A 19993-nucleotide genomic window follows, 5' to 3' on the forward strand; every position below is an offset into this window, starting at 1 on the left:
GGAGATTCCAGGTGCGAATGGTAAGAAGTTAATTGCGGGGAAGGATGATGCTACTCATTCTCAGTATTTGGCGAAAATTATTACTGATGTACCGTTAGAAATTGAGTTACCAGAGACGAAGTTAACTGGGTTCAATTTTCAACAGGTGCAGCCAATTTTGCAAACATTGGAACTGCATCGATTTAGTAAAGATATCGAAAAGCTGCAAGAAGCTTTTGGAGGTGCGGCGGCTCCGACTCCTGAGAGTATCAATAGTCCCCACGAACCAGTGCGCGAGATTGTCACACCGCAGGGATCGATTGTCACTGATGATGGCGGTGACGATATGTGGTTTTTTAGTGCCGAAGATACGGATAAATTTCAACTCAGTCGGCAATCGCCGATTCAGCCACAAGTTATCGATACTGTTGCCAAATTACAAGCTTTAATTACCAATCTCCAGCAACATATAGATCCAAATCGTCCCATTGCTTGGGATACCGAAACTACCGATTTAGAACCGCGTAATGCGGAATTAGTGGGGATTGGTTGTTGTTGGGGAGGCGAACCAGATCGGATGGCATATATTCCGATCGGGCACGAGTCGGGTGATAATTTAGATCTAGAATTAGTTCTGACAAATCTCAAACCGATCCTCGAATCTGCGACTTATCCTAAGGTATTGCAAAACGCTAAATTCGATCGATTGGTATTTAAAAACCAAGGCATCAACCTCAAAGGCGTTGTCTTCGATACGATGTTGGCAAGCTACGTCCTCAATCCCGACAGTAGCCACAACCTCACCGATTTATCCAGCCGCTATCTGAGCATCGTCCCCCAGAGCTACGATAACTTAGTACCAAAAGGACAAACTATTGCGAGTATTAGTATCCCCGCCGTCGCCGAATATTGCGGGATGGATGTCTGGGGTACCTACCGCCTCCACAGTCTGCTCACAGCCGAATTAGCCGCCGCACCGAAGTTACTCGCGCTATTGCAAGAGATCGAAATCCCCCTCGAACCGATCCTCGCCAACATGGAGGATCGCGGTATCAATATTGATGCTGAATATCTGAAAACACTCTCGCTAGTATTAGCTGAAGACTTAGCCAAAATCGAAGAGCAAACTTATGCCCTGGCTGGTGAAAAATTCAATCTCGGTTCGCCCAAGCAACTCGCCCAGATATTATTTGACAAACTCCAATTAGACACCAAAGGTATCCGCCAAACTAAATCCGGTTATTCCACCGATGTCAATACCCTCGAAAAATTGCAAGGCAAACATGAAGTCGTCGATCTAATTTTACAACATCGTACTTTCTCCAAACTCAAATCTACCTACGTCGATGCCCTCCCGGCATTAATACATCCCAAAACGGGCAGAGTTCATACCGATTTCAATCAAGCTGTTACCGTTACGGGTAGACTTTCATCCTCCAATCCCAACCTCCAAAATATTCCCATCCGCACCGAATTTAGTCGCCAAATTCGCCGCGCCTTTATTCCTGCTTCTGGTTGGCTCCTCGCCGCAGTTGACTACTCCCAAATCGAACTCCGCATCCTGGCTCACCTCAGTCAGGAACCAGTTTTAATAACTGCTTATAACCAAAGCGAAGATATCCATACCGTCACCGCCAAACTATTGTTTGAAAGCGATACCGTCACCAGCGAACAACGCCGGATGGGTAAGATTATTAATTTCGGCGTAGTTTATGGTATGGGTGCGGCAAGATTCGGGCGAGAAACTGGCATGAAAGCTAGCGAAGCCAAAATCTTCATCGATAAGTTTTACGATCGATATCCCGGCATTTTTGACTACTTAGAACGCATTAAACGGGAAGCGATCGCCCTCGGATATGTCGAAACTGTCTGCGGACGGCGGCGGTATTTCCGATTTGAAAGTGGTAAATTGCGCGGCTTAAAAGGCAGCGATCCAAACAGCATCGATCTGGATAATCTCGGCAATCTCGGACAAGTAGATGCAGGGCATTTACGAGCTGCGGCGAATGCCCCGATTCAGGGTTCGAGTGCGGATATTATTAAGTTAGCGATGATTGAAATCGATAAGTTATTGGCGCAATATCAAGCGAAGATGTTATTGCAAGTTCATGATGAATTGGTGTTGGAAATCCCTCAGGATGAGTGGGAGGAGTTGCAACCGAAGATTAAGGCGACGATGGAAGGCGCGATCGATCTGAGTGTACCGATGGTGGCGGAGATTGGGGTTGGGGCTAATTGGATGGACGCGAAGTAGGTCTTGAATTTAGATGATGGATAATGCCCACTCATATCCAAATCATTATGTGGATTCGATCGCGAAGCGTGCTGGAGGTAGTCGGGTGTGGGTTATTAGTGCAATCTGCATCCGCGCTGAAATGGAATTTCGCGCTCATAGCCAAAGTTATCTGTTCGCGAAGCGTCTCGAAGAGAAGATAACTGCCGGAAATATTAGTTCGTTGAAACGAACTTGTGCTCTTAGCCCCAAATTTATTTGAGGGCTTTAACTGATGACTAAATTCTAGAATTTATAGTTACGATTACTTACGCCATAATCTATGAGCGAGTTCGATTGTCTAATCAACCCCATTGGGCTATTTCGGCTTGATATTCAAGATCTTGAATATCTGCTTGAAGAGCGGCGATTGTCTCTTGTTCTAATATTTTTCGCCGTTCTTGAGCGATCGGAGAATTCAAATAATCGCTGCGATTGCCTTGAGCTTGTCGATCGATAAAAGATAGTAGATCTCGATCGAGTGCAATCGCAATTTTTTGTTTCATAACTTCAACTCACAGGTATGATGATACCATCATACCCCGATCTAGATTCGAGCGGCGGTGGATTATTGTTACTCACATGCGGCTATTTGGATTGGTGCGATTACCCTGATATTTTAGATTTCCAGAATGTCTGGCTGAGGATACCCGTGCAACTGAGGGCAAAAACAATCAGCAATCCAAATCCGATCGTATAGCTACCAGTCATGTCGCGGCAAATCCCTAAGACAATCGGCGGAAAAAAGCCGCCTAAGCCACCTGCGGCACCGACTAATCCGGTGACGCTGCCTGTTTGTTGGGGGAAATATTGCGGGACGAGTTTGAATACGCCACCGTTACCCAACCCAAATAAAATCGCACAGCCTAAAGTTCCGATCGTAAATAGCCAAATCGAAGGCATTGCCATCAACCAACCAATCGCCGCAATGCCTAAAAACACGTAGAGTAGCAATTTTTGACCGCCGATGCGATCGCTCAACAAGCCTCCCACTGGGCGGGATAGAGTTGCTACTAATACAAAAATTGCCGTTCTTGCGCCTGCGTCTGGGGGGGTGAGTGCGAAGACTTCTCTATAGAGGGTGGGTAGATAGATACTCAGCGCGACGAAACCACCGAAGGTGAGCGCGTAAAAAATACTTAATACCCAAGCTAGTTTTTCGGTTTTTAATACGGCAATATTTTCTGCAAATGTTTTCGACTTACTCGGCGGCTTGGCATTATTGGCAGTGAGCGCGAAAATAATTCCCCATGCTACCGCAGCCGCACTAAACACCAGAAATGTAGCCGGAATACCGATCTGAGCTGCTAACACTGGCCCGCCAAACACTGCCACCGATTGACCGATATTCCCTGCCCCATAAATACCCAGCGTGGTGCCCTGCTGACTAGGCAGAAACCAGCCAGAGACAAAAGCGACCCCTACGGCAAAAGAAGTACCTGCTAGCCCCATCAAGAAGCCCCAGAATAGCAGACTGGAATAAGAATGATTGAGATATAAACCGACAGCAGGAACGATCGTAAATGCGAGTAAGATACTAAACACGATCCGTCCGCCATAACGATCGGTCAATAACCCCATCGGAATTCGCCCCAGAGAGCCTAATAAGACTGGGATGGCAATCATCACGCTGGCTTGTGTCACCGATAGCCCCAATTCTTTTCTCAGTAACGGTGCTAACCCGGAGATAATGCCCCAATTGGCAAAAGCCACGGCGAAAGCCATTGTCGCCAGAAATAGATTTTGGTTGGCTGGAGATCGATCGGCAGTATTCATATATACAGACAAAGACACTCAGAATATGATGTCACTAAACTAGGACGTAAAAATGGGATCGATCTCAAATGTTTATCCCATTTTTGAAAATATCGATGCTAATTTTGCATTTAATTCATAATTATGGCGAAAACTCCTTTAATTCAGATATTGCGGCGTGCTTATCAAATTGCCCGATTTGCCCAGTTTAGGGGCATTTCGTCAGCAACAGCCCTAGAAAGGTGGGAGATGCAAATTAGTCGTCGTCGCTGGTTGCAAGGCTCTCTGGCGGCGGCTGGTGCCGTTGCTGCTGTCACGATCGATGCCCATCAGCATAAAGTTGATGCGGCGACAGCTCCAGTTCTAATTGTTGGTGCGGGAATTGCCGGATTGACGGCGGCTTATTATCTCGATCGATCTGGCGTACCAGTCCGAATTGTGGAAGCCAGTCAGCGGAGTGGCGGTAGGATGCTCAGTCAAGCCAAGGCTCTGGGTACGGATATAACCGTCGAGTTAGGTGGCGAGTTTATCGATTCTGGACATAAAAATATCCGTAAATTGGCGGCTTCACTAGGTTTGGTTGAAGTCGATTTATGGGCTGGCGATCGCGGCTTGACTCAAGATACCTGGTTTTTTAAAAACCGATCGGTCGATCGAAAAGAATTAATTACGGCTTTTATGCCGCTTGCAAAACAGATCGATCGAGATGTAAAAGCGATCGGCGAAGTAAATTATAAATCGACTAATCAGCGTGCTATTCAACTCGATCGGATCTCGATTGATGCTTATCTGGCGCGTTATTGTTCCGACTCAATCTTGCGGCAATTTATCGAAGTTGCCTACACTAATGAATATGGATTACCGATCGATCGACAATCGGCACTTAATTTATTATTACTAATTGGTAAAGAGCCAGATAAAATCGAAATATTTGGTAGTAGCGACCAAAGGTATCAGATTCGCGGTGGCAATCAACAGATTATTACTAAATTAGCCGAAAAACTGCGCGATCGAATCGAGACAAATACCCAGCTAGAATCGATCCGATCTACTCCAAATAATCGCTATCGAGTCAACCTGCGATCGGGAGGTACTAGTCAAGAATACACATTCGATCGAGTTATTTTAGCGTTACCCTTTAGCATGCTCAGAAAACTCGATCTTGGCGTGCAATTACCAGCAGTTAAGCAAGCAGCAATTAACGAAATCGGCTACGGTACCAATACTAAACTAATTACCAGCTATAGCGAAAGATTATGGCGGACTAAATATAAATCTAACGGTCAATCATTTAGCGATTTAGATACCAGCGAAACCTGGGCATCGAGCCGCTACAACGAGACTAAAGCAGGCATTATTACTAGTTTTAGTGGTGGCGATTTGGGCGTAAAGTCAGGTAAATCTAAGCCCACAGAAGTTGCCAATAAATTTATCAGTCAGTTCGATCTAATTTTTCCAGGTGTAAAAACTCTAGCCTCGAATAAATCGATCGTTACTAATTGGATCGATTCCCCTTACGTTCGGGGGTCTTATGCTTGTTATTTAGTCGGACAATGGACTAAATTTGCGGGTGCAGAAGGTGAAAGAGTCGGTAACCTCTTCTTTATCGGCGAACATTGTTCGATCGATGCTCAAGGTTATATGGAAGGTGGCTGTGCTACTGGAATAATGGCGGCGGAAGCCATTATTAAAGGATGATGAATATTATTGCGATCGATCTAGCGTGACAGAATCTTATCGATTAGCCACGCTATTTAATTAACCCAAATTGCTCTTTACATCACTAGCAGAAAGTTGACAACCCTGCGGTGGGTTGAGCTAAAACGATCGTCATCTGTACGAGAGAACAAACAGATTTAGTCTAGCGTTTTAGCGGTCGCGGCGATATTCACCACGCTCGTTTTCACGATGATTGTAAGAGTTTTTATCATACTTAACGTAAGAGCGACGTTGAGAATAGTATTTGTTTTGACGGCGTGCTGCTGCCCGTTCCCGCTCTAACTCTAGTTCTCGACGACGTGCTACCCCACGGTCTTCTTGCTGCCCACCAATTTTTAAGATAATCTGAGAATGGAGGTTTGCGGCTGGTTGCTGAAGGGATAGAGGTTGGGCATTTGTCGCGGCTTGAGACGCTGGTGCGATCGCGATAACTGCGAGTAAACTGAGTGCTAATGAAGTAGCTTTTAACATTTTAAATTCCGATGATAAGTGAAAATAACTGAAATTGCTTGGGATCTAAATAACAAGTCTTTAGGCGATCGATCTAGCGAGACAGAGTCTTATCGATTAGCCACGCTATCTATGTGCAAAAATTTAGCCGATCGCAATTAGTTAAAAAGGGGGATTACTCAATAGTGTTAACTATTTTTCTGCCATTTACCATTTTTATGAGATTTGCGTTGGGCTTGCTGTTCTGGGGTGAGAATTGCGTTCAATTCTCGATCGCTAGATTCACGAATAGCTTTAATTTTTGTCTGTTGCTCTGCGGTCAAATTTAGGCTTTTCCAAGTGTTCCCCCTCGCTTGGCGAGCCTCTTGACGTACTTTCGCTTGCTGCTGTTGTGCGGGAGTGAGAACTGCATCCATCTGGCTGCGAGCAGATGCCCGTAGTTGTTGCATTTTGGCTTGCTGCTCGGCGGTAAGATTTAATTTATTCGCGCCATTTTTACCCCATCCACCACCACTTTGAGTAATTTGTGCTTGTTGTGTGGGGGTGAGAATTGCCTTAAATTGCGCTTTGTTAGTTTCGCGAATGGCTTTGAGTTGAGCTTTTTGCTCTGTGGTGAGGTTCAGATTATTGCCATCTTGTTTGGTGGCTTGGCGTTGCGCCTCAATCTGTTGGTATTGTTGACGTTGTTCGGCAGTTAATAGTGCATCGATCTGCGTCTTTGTAGCTGCCCGTAGTGCTTCGACTTTGGTCTTTTGGGCGGGGGTGAGATCGAGCTTATTGAGATACGTTCCTGTCTCACCAGCAGCAATTTGTCCGTGAGTATGGTTGTGGCTGAAGTAGTTACCAGCAGCAAATGATGGTGTAGCTATAACGAGGGCAAACAGGGGGAGTAATTTAGCTAGCTTGTTTAACATGGTGGGTTCGGGGTGGTTTGAGACAGAGCTGTGTTTGATTTCCATGCTGCTATCTTATTCGTTCTGTCCCAATCCTCACATCGAGCTAAAGTCACGATCGAATCGTGACAAATGTAACCCTCGATCTGGGAACAAATTCGATGGTGTGTTCCCAATCCTTAAAACCTAAAACCTAAAACCTAAAACCTAAAGACTAACCTGCTTAAAATGATTGCGAGGATCGAAAGTCCGGGTGGCGCGAATTTTTTCATATAGCTCCCGTTCGTTGGGGGTGACGGTTTTGGGAGTCGCGATAATTATTTTGGCTAATTGATCGCCGCGTTCGCCGCGTGGATTTGCCCAGCCTTTACCGCGCAGTCGCAGAGATTGACCAGAACGCACGCCAGCAGGCACGTTAACTGTCACCATTCCATCTGGGGTGGGAATCTCGATCTGGGCACCCAGAACAGCCTCGTCGGGGGTGACGGGGACTTCACACATGAGTTGTTCGCCCTCTAATCGAAAGAAGGGATGGGCTTGCAATTCGACGGTGAGGTATAAATCGCCGCGTTGCTTGTAGTTGTTGATATTACCTTTGCCGCGTACTCTAATCCGGCTGCCAGCTTTGGCTCCGCCGGGAATGCGGACTTTGATTGTTTCGGTGCCGAGATTGAAGCTTTTTTGGACACCTTTATAGGCTTCGGTGAGCGAGAGGCTGATGGTGGCTTCGCGATCGCCGCCGACACTACTAGAACTACTTGTGGTAGTATTGGTATTAAACCCATCGCTGCTAGTCTTGGCTGATGTCTTTGCGCCAGCCGGATTTGAGTTACTGGCATTGTTATTAAATCGCCCTAGCAGCTCGTTGACAAAATCATCAAAATTATTGTATTGTCCAAAATCGACGGTGTTAAAGTCGCCGGGTGGAGTATTGCTAGGGTTATTGCCAGCAGTCGATCGCGGGTTACTTTTCGGTTGTTCTGATTGTCGCCAGTATTGTCCGAATCTGTCGTATTGACTGCGTTTTTCGGTATCCGATAGCACTTCGTTTGCTTCGGTAATTTCTTTGAATTTGGCTTCAGCAGTTTTATCCCCCGGATTGAGATCGGGGTGATATTTACGCGCCAATCGCCGATAGGCTTTTTTAATATCGTCTGCGCTAGCGTTCTTGTTCACTCCTAAGAGCGCGTAATAGTCTCGAAAATTTGTCGCTGCCATATTTCAGTCAGAGGCTAATGGATAGCGATTTGCGCTCGTCGGGTGTCCCGACGGTTGAGCAAATCAAGAGGGCGATTTGCGCTCGTCGGGTGTCCCGACGGTTGAGCAAATCAAGAGGGTGGCTAGAGATAACGGACTTGCGTGGAAACAACATCCCAGAGATTTGTGGGTTTAGGTTTCGACACTTCGGCAAGCTCAGTACAAGTCGAAGTAAGTCGAAACCTGCCTGACTGGTAGCTTATTAAATTGCAAGCTCCTAACTGTTTGCCGTTGGCGTAAGCGTAGCATCTGCATTGTGCTGAAGCCCACCGGAGATACTCGTTACTTCATTATGCCCTTATTACCTACAAAATTTATGAATCCCTTTCCACAACTGTGGAGATCGCGAAACCCAATCGCGATCGTTTACCATTACTTATGATGCAAAATTAAGGCAACATCCTTAGCAAAATAGGTCAGAATTAGATCTGCGCCAGCGCGTTTGATACTCAGCAGTGTTTCCATCATAATTTTTTTCTCGTCGATCCAGCCGAGTTGGGCGGCGGCTTTGATCATTGAGTACTCACCACTGACATTATAAGCGGCAACTGGAACGTTGCAGTTGGCTTTGACTTGGTGGATGATATCCATATATGCTAGTGCGGGTTTGACCATCACCATATCAGCACCCTCGGCGATATCGAGTTCGACTTCGAGTAAAGCTTCGCGCGTATTCGCCGGATTCATTTGGTAAGTTTTTTTATCGCCAAATTTGGGCGCAGAATCTAGAGCATCGCGGAAGGGGCCATAATAAGCAGACGCATATTTAGCTGAGTAAGCGAGAATGCTCACATCTGTAAAACCATTGGCATCTAAACCTTGACGAATCGCCCCAATTCGGCCGTCCATCATATCTGAAGGGGCGACGATATCGCAGCCTGCTGCGGCTTGCGAGACAGCCATTTTCACAAGGATGGCAACGGTTTCATCGTTGAGAATCACACCCTGTTCGTCAATTACGCCATCGTGTCCGTGTGTAGTAAAAGGATCGAGTGCAACGTCGGTAATTACCATCATGCCAGGAGTTTGAGCTTTAATCGCTCTGACAGCCTGTTGAGCCAATCCTTCGGGGTTATAACTCTCGGTACCATTGTCGTCTTTTTTGGTTTCTGAGACGACGGGAAATAAGGCTACTGCTTTAATCCCCAAGCTATAGATCTCGGCAATTTCCTTGAGCAGGAGATCGAGACTATATCGATAACAGTCTGGCATGGAAACAATTTCTACCCGTTGATTTTCGCCTTCAGTGACAAACATCGGATAGATTAAATCGTCCACAGTTAGTTGAGTTTCGCTAACTAGGCTGCGAATAGTCGGATTGCGCCGCAACCGACGGGGACGTTTGGTAAGAGAAAGTTGCTGTTCGGCTTCAGAATTCGATCGGGACATAGGAATAAGTAGATCGCAGTAGCCAATGATTATAGCGAAAAAGTTCGATCGGAATAGAATGTTGTAAGGGTTTGTGATGTATTGAGATGGGAGATGAGAGATGGGAGATGAGGGATAAGGAGCATAAATAAATTTTCAATCCAAAATTCTCCTTACTCCCTACTCCTTACTTCTTACTTCTTACTTCTTACTTCTTACTCCCATCTCCCATCTCTCTATGCCATCATCGAGGCGTATGGTTTGGCGAAGATCATTCGTCCGGCGGAGGTTTGGAGTGCGGAGGTGACGATAATGCGTAAGCCACCACCAACGTATTTGCGACCTTCTTCGACGACGACCATCGTGCCATCGTCGAGATAGCCGATGCCTTGGGCGGCTTCTTTGCCGTCTTTGATAATTTTTATTTCGAGACAGTCGCCGGGTAAATAAATCGGGCGCACTGCGTGAGCGAGATCGTTGACATTTAAAACGGAGACTTCTTGCAGATTGGCAACTTTGCTTAAATTGTAGTCATTGGTGAGCAATGTCGCGTGAATTTCACTGGCAAAGTGGACTAATTTAGCATCCACAGTGGTGATATCTTGGTAATCGATCGGGTGAATGATGAGTCGATCGGGAAAACCATCTTTCATCCGGTTAAGAATATCTAAACCCCTACGTCCGCGAATCCGTTTCATATCGTTGGCGGCATCTGCTAGCGTCTGCAATTCTTGGATCACAAACTGCGGCACTAAGATTTGTCCTTCTACAAATCCGGTATTTAATAACTCTTCAATGCGCCCATCGATGATGCAGCTAGTATCGATTACTTTGGGCGAGATGGCTTTGAGAGTACCTTCGGCAACTAACATCGATTCGACATTTTGGGGATTGAGCAATCGCAAAAATGCGCCGCCGTGGGTATCGGCGAGTGTGACTCCCAAATAGCAAAACATCACGCTACCTAAAATTGCCAGTAGCGGTTTGAGGAATGAAAACTCTGGGGCGATCGGCAACAGAAAGACTGGTGCTAACATTAAATTGGCAATTAACAGCCCAATTACTAAGCCAACGGCTCTGGTTAACAGCACATCTACAGGGAGCTGTCGCACCTGAGTTTCTAGGCGGCGGTAAGCAGTTTTGACCACAAATCCGAAGATGCCCCCAAAGAATGCCGCAAACCCGGCTGAGACGATTCGCAAACCCTCTTGATTGGTAACTTTTGCCAACATCTCACTGGGTAATATCTCCACGATATCGTAGCCAATGCCTGCCGCTGCAAGAATTAGGAGCAGGATAATAGTAAAGTCGAGCATGGGTAAGCGTCCGATCGAGTCGAGTATGATTTAGATATCTCTATGTCTCATTATATCTGGTACCGATCGGTTACACGGCACCATGGTAACTTTAAGTTGCATTTAAGTTGGGAGGGGGGAGCGGAGATGAGAGAGGAGGTATGGGATGTGTGGGGATATTATATTATGTGGCTTTAAATTCAAAATCTTCCCATCTCCGAACTCCGTTCTTCCATCTCCGCACTCCCCGCTCCCCGCTTCCTAAAACCTAATTCCAGTCTTCTTGCTCTTGATATTTACGAGCTTTGACTTGATAGATGGGTTCGGTGTTGTGTAGTTCGCGAGTTTTGGCAAATAATTGAGCTTCAGTCATGTGCCATTCGATTAATAATCGATCGAGATTGGCTTGAATATCCGTCGCACCAGGGAAGCCATTATATCGAATTCTCAATCTGGCGAGTTCCGCCAGAGCCATTGGTTCTTGAGGATCGCTTTCTAATAATCGATCGACGATTGCTCGATCGATCTTTTCTTGAGGATGTCGTTGTGGTAATCTGCTTTGCTCCGCCATATGGTAAGAAGGTATCTAAATACCGACATTTTACTCTCAAATATCTGCCATGTTGTGTTTTCCCTCAAACGTTTTGTCGTTGGCGATGGCTAGCGTAGATTATTTTCCCACATCGACACCGATGCTGGCGGTGGTAGCAACCGAAAATGCTCCCATTTTGTTGACAGGAGTTCTCCTGAGCTTAGTGGTAATTTACCTCGCTAGTAAAATCGGTGCGGAGATTTCCCAAAAAGTAAATTTACCACCTGTATTAGGCGAACTAGTTGTCGGTGTAATCGTGGGTGTATCGGCTCTGAATGCAATTGTTTTTACCGATAACGTCTCTGCCGCCGATTCGATGATTATGGACGTGTTGCAGTGGATTTATCACCTGTCGCCAGTAGTGACTGAAAGTATATTTGAATCTTTGAGTGAAGTTATCTCGGTGTTGGCAGAATTAGGGGTAATTATTCTCTTATTTGAAATTGGATTGGAATCCGATTTACGCCAACTTAAAGCAGTCGGAGTGCAAGCAGTTGTCGTCGCCTGTGTAGGTGTAGTTGCGCCTTTTCTGGCAGGGACGATTGGATTGATGCTAATTTTTGACGTACCTGCGATTCCCGCGATTTTTGCTGGAGCTGCACTGACGGCAACCAGCATCGGCATTACGTCTAAAGTATTGTCAGAATTAGGACAACTCAAATCTGTAGAGGGTCAAATTATCGTCGGTGCTGCGGTGATTGATGATGTGTTGGGGATTATTGTCTTAGCTGTGGTTGCTAGTTTGGCAAAAACGGGTACCGTTGATGTTAGAAATGTTATTTATTTAATTGTCAGCGCGACGGTATTTCTAGTTGGTTCGATTTTGTTAGGTGGGTTTTTTAACAAAGGATTTACGCTGGTAGTTGAGTCTTTAAAAACTCGCGGTAATATCGTCATTCCAGCGTTTATCTTTGCTTACTTCATGGCATTTTTAGGTAATGCCATTCATTTGGAGGCAATTCTTGGAGCTTTTACCGCTGGATTGGTACTCGATGAAACCGATACGCGTAACGAACTGGATGCAATGGTCAGACCTGTTGCCGATCTCCTCGTCCCGATCTTTTTTGTCTCTGTCGGCGCACGGACAGATTTGAGCGTATTAAATCCATTTATTTCTGAATATCGTAGTGGATTAATTATTGCTACTTTTTTAATTTTAATTGCTATTGCTGGCAAACTAATTACGGGATGGGTAGTATTCGGTAAACCAAATATCAATCGACTCGCGATCGGAGTAGGGATGATTCCTCGCGGTGAGGTAGGCTTGGTATTTGCTGGCATTGGGGCGACGAGTGGTGCGATCGATAAACCATTGCAGGTGGCAATTATTTTGATGGTAATTGTTACCACTTTTATAGCTCCGCCATTTTTACGAATTGCGTTCGATCGCTTTGCACCTGCGATCGATGTTTTACCTAAACAGGAATAATTGCCACAATTTGACAACCGCGATCGGGCAGACTTATTATTTCAAACTGACCTTGTAATGATAACACTCGCTCTCGCATTCCTTGGAGTCCAAACCCGGTAGTATTATGAGTTGGGATAAATCCCCGACCGTTATCGGTAACTCGTAATTCTACTGTGGCAGGTTGAGTCTTAATTTCGATATTTACTTCACTAGCATGTGCGTGTTTGCTAATATTTGTTAAAGCTTCTTGCACGATGCGATAGATAATAATATTAGTAGATTGGGGTAGATCGATCGGTATTTCTAGATCGCAGATCGGTTGCAGGTGATTGGAAAATTTAAAGTCATCTGCTAACTTATTAATAGCAGTAGTTAAATCTCGATTGGCAAATGGATCGGAGCGCAAAGCCGATACAGATTGCCGAACATCTTGCAGAGCGATCGAACCGAGTCGTTTGGCTTCTACTAAAACTTCGCGAGATTTTTCGGGCTGGAGTTGATACAGCTTTACAGCCATTTCTAAATGTAAATTAAGAGCTGTCAGCGAGTGTCCTAGCGAATCATGAATTTCGCGGGCGATCCGATTGCGCTCTTGCAAACTGCCATTTTCTTCGGCTTTAAGGGCATAATTACGAATGCGTTGATTGGCGATCGCGAGTTCTTCTTTCGCATGTTTTTCAGCTAAAATTCGATCTACTAGTAATTGTAAACTGAGTAATATCCCCCCAAACAAAAATACAAATCCCCACCGAAATCCATCTCGTTCGCGGCGGGTTGCTAGTGGTGACTCTTCGCCAGGAATAGTTGGTGCATTACCGCGTGGTAACGATCTCGAACTGTGGCTAATCGCTCCTGTAGAAGATCGAGATTCTGAATGCTGACGACGATAAGGAAATAAATTCATTGTCATCAGATACAAAGCAAATATGCCCCCAGTAATCCACAACCGATATTGTCTCCCAAATAGTAAATAGCTCCGAATCACTACAATAATATAGAGCAAACCAACCGGGCGCATTTGCATATAAGCCGCCACCAAAATTGGGATGACTTGAGCGATTGTATAGAGAATTCTGAGTGAAAATTTCCGATCGGATGGTAATTGCAACCCCATCACTGCCAACAACACCACAATCCCAATATTGAACCATTTTAGTTCGATCGGTTGCCCGGAGTTAGAAACTTCGGATGCCATAATCGCTGCAAATAAAATCCACTCTATATATAGTAACGATCTTAGGGGGTGACGCATGAATGCTTCGATTTATAGGGATTGAGGAGGAGGTGAATGCTGTGAGTGAAGCATCGCTGGCTACTGTTGAAGTTTTAGATGTTACCTTTTTTTCGATCTTCTCTGCCAATTATCGTAACAACAGTGTCGCAATAATGAAGCCAGTACTTATACCGATCCCGATCCTAATTCGTTTGAGTATATTTAGAATACGATAATATATTTAGCTAGCAATAGCGATCCGATCGATTGAGATCGGACAAAAATAAATAGAGACGGTGACGATCTTTGTGGCTGTTTAGTCAGTCAGCCTCGTTAGACTAAATGTAACACGAGTGAGTCTATCTAAATTTCTCGATCGTCAACCATGCAATTAAAAGTAACCATATGCTCGAACGCGTAGATAACGCAACTGCAATTATAGATGCTGGTGATATATTGTTGTCAGCTAAAGCTAAATATAAAGATGGCGACTATGAAGGCGCGATCGTTGAGTATACGCTAGCAATTCAATTTCATGCTCACATTGCGCTGGCTTTTTGCTGTCGCGGAGATGCTTATTATAAGTTAGATAAAGAAGCACAAGCTCTCGCAGATTACAATCGGGCGATCGAACTAGATCCTAAACTATCGATCGGTTATTATCGACGCGGTAATTTATATAGTTCGATAAAAAATTATGCTTTAGCCGTTGGTGAATATAGTCAGGCGATTGAATTAAAACCAAATTTTGCACTTGCTTATTCTAATCGTGGCTTTGCTTATCGAGAATTATATGGCGAACGAGAAGCGGCGATTGACTGGCAAGTAGCAGCTAAGTTATTTGCGGAGCAAGGTAACTCTGAGCGAGCCAAGTATATGCTAGATTTAATTGCTTTAAATACTAGCATCGATAATTTATCGGGAATGTTAAGTTAAATTTCGTTCGCTAATTAAAGATTGATTCGATCGCATCAACTAGATCTCGTTCGGAATATGGCTTGGTAATGTAGATATCAATACCCTGTTTTTGCCCCCACATCCGATCTAATTCTCGATCGCGAGCTGTACAAGCAATTATCGGAATTTGCTCGGTATCGGGATATACTTTGAGCAGCCGACAAAATTCAAAGCCATTGATTCCTTCCATTGTAATATCAGTGATAATTACATCTGGCTTTTGCTGTGCGGCTAATTCCATGCCATCCGCTGCATTATCCGCCCCGATAACTTGATAGTTGTTGTTTTGGAGATAGAGAGTTATCAACTCTCGTTCGGATTTATTATCTTCGACAACTAAAATTTTCCTCATTTCTCGGCTTTAAAAACTAATGTAGTAGCAACCACAGTTGAAGCTGACGCGATCGAGGAGTAGTGAATCCAAAAACTCATAGCAGCCCTGCTAGCTTCTGGCTATAATTACATGTCTCACCGATCGACTACTACTAGTTTAACAGAATACAAGTCTCATATTTCCCGATCGCGTGCTACAAAAAGCTAAGACCGCACTCCCACCAATTAGAACCCTAAAAGTCTAGCACCTTGATAGAAGATAAAACTCGCACTCCAAGCCAGTACTAACGACCATAGCACTCCCATTACTGCGAATTTGATGCTTTTTGACTCTGCTTTAATTACTGCGACCGTAGAAAGACAGGGAACGTATAATAGTGTAAACAACATAAAGCTGTAAGCCTGTACCCAGTCGATTTCTTTAGCAATCGCTCCAGCTAATCCAGCATCCTGTTTGGTGGCATAAATCACGGCTAGCCCTCCCAAAACAATTTCTTTGGCAATAAACCCAAAAATCAGTGCGACCGATAGCTTGGGATTAATCCCGATCGGGCCTAAAATGGGTTGGAGCGCACGTCCGATCTCACCGGAGATCGTGCCAGCACTGGCAGGTTCGACATTCGTTGGGAGATTGTTGCACAGCCAGATTGCTACTACCCCAAAGATAATAAATCGCCATGAAAACCGCAGGAAATGTTTGGTTTCGCTCCAAGCGCGCAGGAGCATTTGTCGCACGGTAGGAAAGCGGTAGGGCGGTAATTCGAGAATTAATGGCTCTTGATTGGGGTACTTACCTTTGAAAATAAACGCTGTGAGAATAGCGGCGGCAAAGCTAAATAAATAAAGGCTAAATAGCACCAATGGTGCAACGTTGGCATTAAATAATGCCGTCGTCATAAAGATAAATACATTCAGCCGCGCCGAACACAGCGAAAATGGAATCACCAACATCGATAGCAACCGCAGCGCGGGAGAGCGCATGACTCGCAACCCCATAATTGCGGGGACATTACACCCAAAACCCATCAACGACATGACAAACGATCGACCATCTAAGCCCAATCGTTCCATGAAAGCATCCATTAAATAAGCCGATCGAGATAAGTATCCACTATCTTCGACGATCGCCATACAGATAAAAAAGATCCAAATTACTGGCAGAAACGCCGCAACCGTCGCCATCCCCCCATACAACCCATCGATGAGCAAATCGTGGGGAAACTTAGGTAGAAAGCTTAAAGCTGGCTCTACAGCAGCCGTCTTAAACCACTCTACCCCCGAATTTAGACCGTCTTGCAATGGCTTCCCGATGGTGTAAACCATCTGAAACATTAAGTACATTAAGCCAAAGAAAATTGGCAACCCGAATACAGGATGGAGCAACACTCGATCGATCTTAGTCGTTATGGTCTCTTTAAATTCGGCTGATACGTGGAAACCATCCTGAAGTAGTGCGCCCATTTCAGTCGCAAACTCAGCGTCAGTGACTAAATTTTTGTCTATTTTACCAGCTAGCATTGGCTCTGACTGACGACCCAATTGTGCGACGATCGAATTTCGCGCCTGAGCATAGCCCTGTCCGTATTTTGCGCTCATCTGCACGACAGGCATTTCCAGATGCCGTGCAATCGATTCTGGCTCGATCTGGACTCCAAATTTTGGAGCTTCATCAGCCATATTTAATAGCAGTAAAGCTGGCAAACCAATGTGCTTGATTTGGAGTGCGAGACTAATCTGCCGATCGAGCTGTGCGGCATTAAGAATGATAATAACTAAATGAACGGGATTGCTTTCTAGAAACTTGCGTACCACTTCCTCATCTTCTGAAAATCCTCGCAGATCGTAGATTCCGGGCAAGTCTACTACTTGAGTTTCTTGCTGCCCTAGCTTAATTTTGGCAGCCATTAAATCGACAGTAATTCCTGGCCAATTCCCGACACTAGCATTCGCCCCAGTCAAACGATTAAAAAAGGTAGACTTACCCGTATTCGGCATTCCCAGCACGGCAATCTGCTTTAATCCAGCCGTACTAGTAACATCTAATAACGGACTACCATCTGAGTTGCACTTGTTACAGTTAATAGAGTTTGCCATTGCGAAGGAGATGGGAGATGGGAGACGGGGGGACGGGGGGACGGGGAGACGGGGAGACGGGGGGACGGGGAGATGGGGGAGTGGAATTCTATTTCCCTTTACCCTTTACCCTTTTCCCCTAAAACCTAAAACCTAAAACCTAAAACCTAAAACCTAAAACCTAAAACCTAATTCGGCTGAACTTGGATCGATCTGGCATCACAGCGGCGCATAATTACTTCTGTAGTCCCAATTCTGACATGGAGCGGCCCGCCCAACCAGGCTTTGCGAATTACCGATATTTGCTTGCCAACTCGAAACCCCAATGCCTGCAATCGATGTTCTAATGCTGTATCGGCATTTACACCCAGGATCGAGGCAGTGGTTTCTAGAGGAAGTGCGCTAAGTTCTGCCAATGACATTTGATTTTACTGATGATAATTAATAGCGTTTGGTGCTGAAGACTTTACAGTTAGTCGATTTTCTAGAGCCGATCGAAGCTGAAGATTATAGGAATTACTCGTAGTTCGATTCGCTCTTGGCTCGCTATCAATTTTCTGGCGGCTAAAATCGGAGTGATTAATTCGTAAGTAAATCGATCGACAGTATCATCGATAACTTTATCAATCGTACTCTCATTTGAGAATAAATAGCAATAATAAAAATACTGGATTTTCAGAGCCGATCGCGAAGATGTCATAATGGTCGATTATAGACTTGTCAGCCAAGGAGTAGAGTAGGTATGAGCGATCGCGGGCCGATTCCAGTCGTCGTCAATGGTGCGGCGGGTAAAATGGGGCTAGAAGTAATTAAAGCCGTCGCTAATGCTCCAGATCTGGTGTTGCTCGGCGCGATCGATCGCAACCCCAAACTACTGGGCGAAGACATTGGCGAAATCGCTGGCTGTGGAGCCTTAGAGATACCTGTAATGAACGATCTTCAGGCGATCCTGGCAATGGCATCTCAAGAGAAAGAACCAGCCGTGATGGTCGATTTTACCCACCCTGACAGTATCTATGAAAACGTACGATCGGCGATCGCTTACGGGGTGCGCCCGGTAGTTGGAACCACCGGATTGAGTACCAACCAGATTCAGGAACTAGCCGAATTTGCCGACAAAGCAAGTACTGGCTGTCTGATTATCCCTAATTTCTCGATCGGGGTAATACTAATGCAGCAAGCCGCCATTCAAGCTGCCAAATTTTTCGAGCACGTCGAAATCATCGAACTCCACCACAATCAAAAAGCCGATGCCCCCAGCGGTACCGCCATCCAAACCGCCCAACTACTCGGCGAACTCGGCAAAACCTTCAACCCACCGAGCGTCAACGAATCCGAAAAAATTGCCGGAGCCAGAGGCTGCATCGCTGACGAGAATATCCGCATTCATAGCATCCGACTCCCCGGCTACATCGCCCATCAAGAAATTATCTTCGGTGCGCCTGGTGAAATCTATCTACTCCGCCACGATACCACCAATCGATCGTGCTATATGCCCGGAGTTCTCCTCGCCATCCGCAAGATTTTAGGCTTAAAATCGCTAGTATATGGATTGGAAAAAATTCTTTAGTAGGCTTCAGGCTTTAGGTATTAGGTATTAGGTATTAGCGAAGATCTACCCACCCCGCCCTTCGGGCACCCCTCCTTGGAGGGGATTTCCCCACTTCTTACTTATTACTCCTTACTTCTTACTCCTTACTTCTTACTCTCCCATCTCCCATCTCCCATCTCCCAACCGATTTTACATGTCCAACCATTACGTGCCCATGTCTACCCAGCCATTACTATCCGCGCAAGGATTATGTAAAACTTTTGGCGGTGTTAGAGCAGTTCAGACAGCCGGAATTGAAGTTAGTAGAGGGAGTATCACTGGCTTAATCGGCCCAAATGGAGCGGGGAAAACCACTTTTTTCAATCTCTTGTCTAACTTTATTCGCCCGGATTCTGGCAAAATCGAACTAAATGGTCGAGCCATTCAGCATTTGCAACCCCATCAAATTGCGAGACTGGGGATGGTACGGACTTTTCAAGTAGCTAAAGCTCTCTCGCGAATGTCGGTATTAGAGAATATGCTGCTAGGAGCCAGAGAGGCAACTGGCGAAAAAATTTGGGAGGTATTATTACAACCTAGCCTAGTACGGGCGCGACAACTAGAGTCGAAAGATAAAGCGATGTCGATTCTGGCTTCGGTGGGATTGAGTGCGAAGGCAAATGATTATGCGGGGGGTTTATCGGGGGGACAGCGCAAACTGTTAGAAATCGGACGAGCGTTGATGACAGATCCGCAATTAATTTTATTAGACGAACCTGCTGCGGGGGTCAATCCGCGATTGATTGAAGATATTTGCGGTCATATTCTTAACTGGCGCAAGGATGGTTTAACCTTCCTAATTATCGAACATAATATGGACGTAATTATGACTTTG

General features: G+C 45.3%; 18 protein-coding genes. 6 read left to right on the forward strand and 12 right to left on the reverse strand.

Annotated elements, in window-relative coordinates; genetic code table 11:
* Positions 1 to 2233, forward strand: a 2233-nt coding sequence (gene polA / locus Q0R35_RS00785; RefSeq protein ID WP_295613471.1) for a DNA polymerase I, incomplete at its 5' end; no start/stop codon positions are given.
* A gap of 323 nt (positions 2234 to 2556) precedes the next feature.
* Here polA and Q0R35_RS00790 read toward each other — a convergent pair.
* Together Q0R35_RS00790 and Q0R35_RS00795 are read right to left on the reverse strand one after the other, a co-directional pair.
* Positions 2557 to 2757 (reverse strand): CopG family transcriptional regulator, encoded by a 201-nt coding sequence (locus tag Q0R35_RS00790; protein ID WP_295613474.1) that lies wholly within the window; start codon positions 2755 to 2757, stop codon positions 2557 to 2559.
* A 100-nt stretch (positions 2758 to 2857) separates the two neighbouring features.
* Positions 2858 to 4045 carry a nitrate/nitrite transporter gene (locus tag Q0R35_RS00795; RefSeq protein ID WP_295613477.1) on the reverse strand — a complete coding sequence of 396 codons (1188 nt, stop codon included), beginning with the start codon at positions 4043 to 4045 and terminating at the stop codon, positions 2858 to 2860.
* A 105-nt stretch (positions 4046 to 4150) separates the two neighbouring features.
* Here Q0R35_RS00795 and Q0R35_RS00800 point away from each other — a divergent pair, with 105 nt between their 5' ends.
* The gene (locus Q0R35_RS00800; protein ID WP_295613480.1) at positions 4151 to 5704 is read left to right on the forward strand and encodes an NAD(P)/FAD-dependent oxidoreductase; all 1554 of its coding nucleotides are present in this window, start codon (positions 4151 to 4153) and stop codon (positions 5702 to 5704) included.
* A 171-nt stretch (positions 5705 to 5875) separates the two neighbouring features.
* Here Q0R35_RS00800 and Q0R35_RS00805 read toward each other — a convergent pair whose 3' ends face one another.
* From Q0R35_RS00805 to Q0R35_RS00830, 6 genes are all read right to left on the reverse strand, one after another.
* Positions 5876 to 6196 (reverse strand): hypothetical protein, encoded by a 321-nt coding sequence (locus Q0R35_RS00805; RefSeq protein WP_295613482.1) that lies wholly within the window; start codon positions 6194 to 6196, stop codon positions 5876 to 5878.
* Between the two features lie 167 nt (positions 6197 to 6363).
* Positions 6364 to 7134: a Spy/CpxP family protein refolding chaperone gene (locus tag Q0R35_RS00810; RefSeq protein WP_295613485.1), complete on the reverse strand. Its 771-nt coding sequence runs from the start codon at positions 7132 to 7134 to the stop codon at positions 6364 to 6366.
* A 141-nt stretch (positions 7135 to 7275) separates the two neighbouring features.
* Complete coding sequence (locus Q0R35_RS00815) at positions 7276 to 8286, reverse strand: DnaJ C-terminal domain-containing protein (protein ID WP_295613488.1); 1011 nt, start codon at positions 8284 to 8286, stop codon at positions 7276 to 7278.
* Positions 8287 to 8697: 411 nt separating this feature from the next.
* Positions 8698 to 9714 carry a porphobilinogen synthase gene (gene hemB / locus Q0R35_RS00820; RefSeq protein WP_295613491.1) on the reverse strand — a complete coding sequence of 339 codons (1017 nt, stop codon included), beginning with the start codon at positions 9712 to 9714 and terminating at the stop codon, positions 8698 to 8700.
* A gap of 215 nt (positions 9715 to 9929) precedes the next feature.
* Positions 9930 to 11009 (reverse strand): PIN/TRAM domain-containing protein, encoded by a 1080-nt coding sequence (locus Q0R35_RS00825; protein WP_295613494.1) that lies wholly within the window; start codon positions 11007 to 11009, stop codon positions 9930 to 9932.
* Between the two features lie 247 nt (positions 11010 to 11256).
* A complete protein-coding gene (locus Q0R35_RS00830; RefSeq protein ID WP_295613497.1) occupies positions 11257 to 11559 on the reverse strand; it encodes a DUF3288 family protein in 303 nt (100 codons plus the stop codon).
* Positions 11560 to 11644: 85 nt separating this feature from the next.
* On the opposite strand from Q0R35_RS00830, the gene Q0R35_RS00835 reads away from it, so the two are divergent.
* Positions 11645 to 13009, forward strand: coding sequence for a cation:proton antiporter (locus tag Q0R35_RS00835; protein ID WP_366944792.1), 1365 nt, complete (start codon positions 11645 to 11647; stop codon positions 13007 to 13009).
* On the opposite strand, the gene Q0R35_RS00840 is transcribed toward Q0R35_RS00835, so the two are convergent.
* A complete protein-coding gene (locus Q0R35_RS00840) occupies positions 12996 to 14243 on the reverse strand; it encodes a sensor histidine kinase (RefSeq protein WP_295613499.1) in 1248 nt (415 codons plus the stop codon). The genes Q0R35_RS00835 and Q0R35_RS00840 overlap by 14 nt on opposite strands.
* Before the next feature lie 366 nt (positions 14244 to 14609).
* On the opposite strand from Q0R35_RS00840, the gene Q0R35_RS00845 reads away from it, so the two are divergent.
* The gene (locus Q0R35_RS00845; RefSeq protein ID WP_295613503.1) at positions 14610 to 15140 is read left to right on the forward strand and encodes a tetratricopeptide repeat protein; all 531 of its coding nucleotides are present in this window, start codon (positions 14610 to 14612) and stop codon (positions 15138 to 15140) included.
* A 10-nt stretch (positions 15141 to 15150) separates the two neighbouring features.
* On the opposite strand, the gene Q0R35_RS00850 is transcribed toward Q0R35_RS00845, so the two are convergent.
* From Q0R35_RS00850 to Q0R35_RS00860, 3 genes are all read right to left on the reverse strand, one after another.
* A complete protein-coding gene (locus Q0R35_RS00850) occupies positions 15151 to 15513 on the reverse strand; it encodes a response regulator (protein WP_295613506.1) in 363 nt (120 codons plus the stop codon).
* 206 nt (positions 15514 to 15719) lie between these two features.
* Positions 15720 to 17588 (reverse strand): ferrous iron transport protein B, encoded by a 1869-nt coding sequence (feoB, locus tag Q0R35_RS00855; RefSeq protein WP_295613508.1) that lies wholly within the window; start codon positions 17586 to 17588, stop codon positions 15720 to 15722.
* Positions 17589 to 17755: 167 nt separating this feature from the next.
* Entirely contained in the window at positions 17756 to 17989 is a 234-nt protein-coding gene (locus Q0R35_RS00860) for a FeoA family protein (protein ID WP_295613510.1), read from the reverse strand.
* Positions 17990 to 18309: 320 nt separating this feature from the next.
* Here Q0R35_RS00860 and dapB point away from each other — a divergent pair, with 320 nt between their 5' ends.
* Together dapB and Q0R35_RS00870 are read left to right on the forward strand one after the other, a co-directional pair.
* Positions 18310 to 19137: a 4-hydroxy-tetrahydrodipicolinate reductase gene (dapB, locus tag Q0R35_RS00865; RefSeq protein WP_295613513.1), complete on the forward strand. Its 828-nt coding sequence runs from the start codon at positions 18310 to 18312 to the stop codon at positions 19135 to 19137.
* A gap of 175 nt (positions 19138 to 19312) precedes the next feature.
* Positions 19313 to 19993 (forward strand): ABC transporter ATP-binding protein (locus tag Q0R35_RS00870; protein ID WP_295613514.1); only part of this gene is annotated, 681 nt, incomplete at its 3' end.

The organism is Chamaesiphon sp. GL140_3_metabinner_50 (genome assembly GCF_025361915.1).
Lineage (GTDB): Bacteria > Cyanobacteriota > Cyanobacteriia > Cyanobacteriales > Chamaesiphonaceae > Chamaesiphon.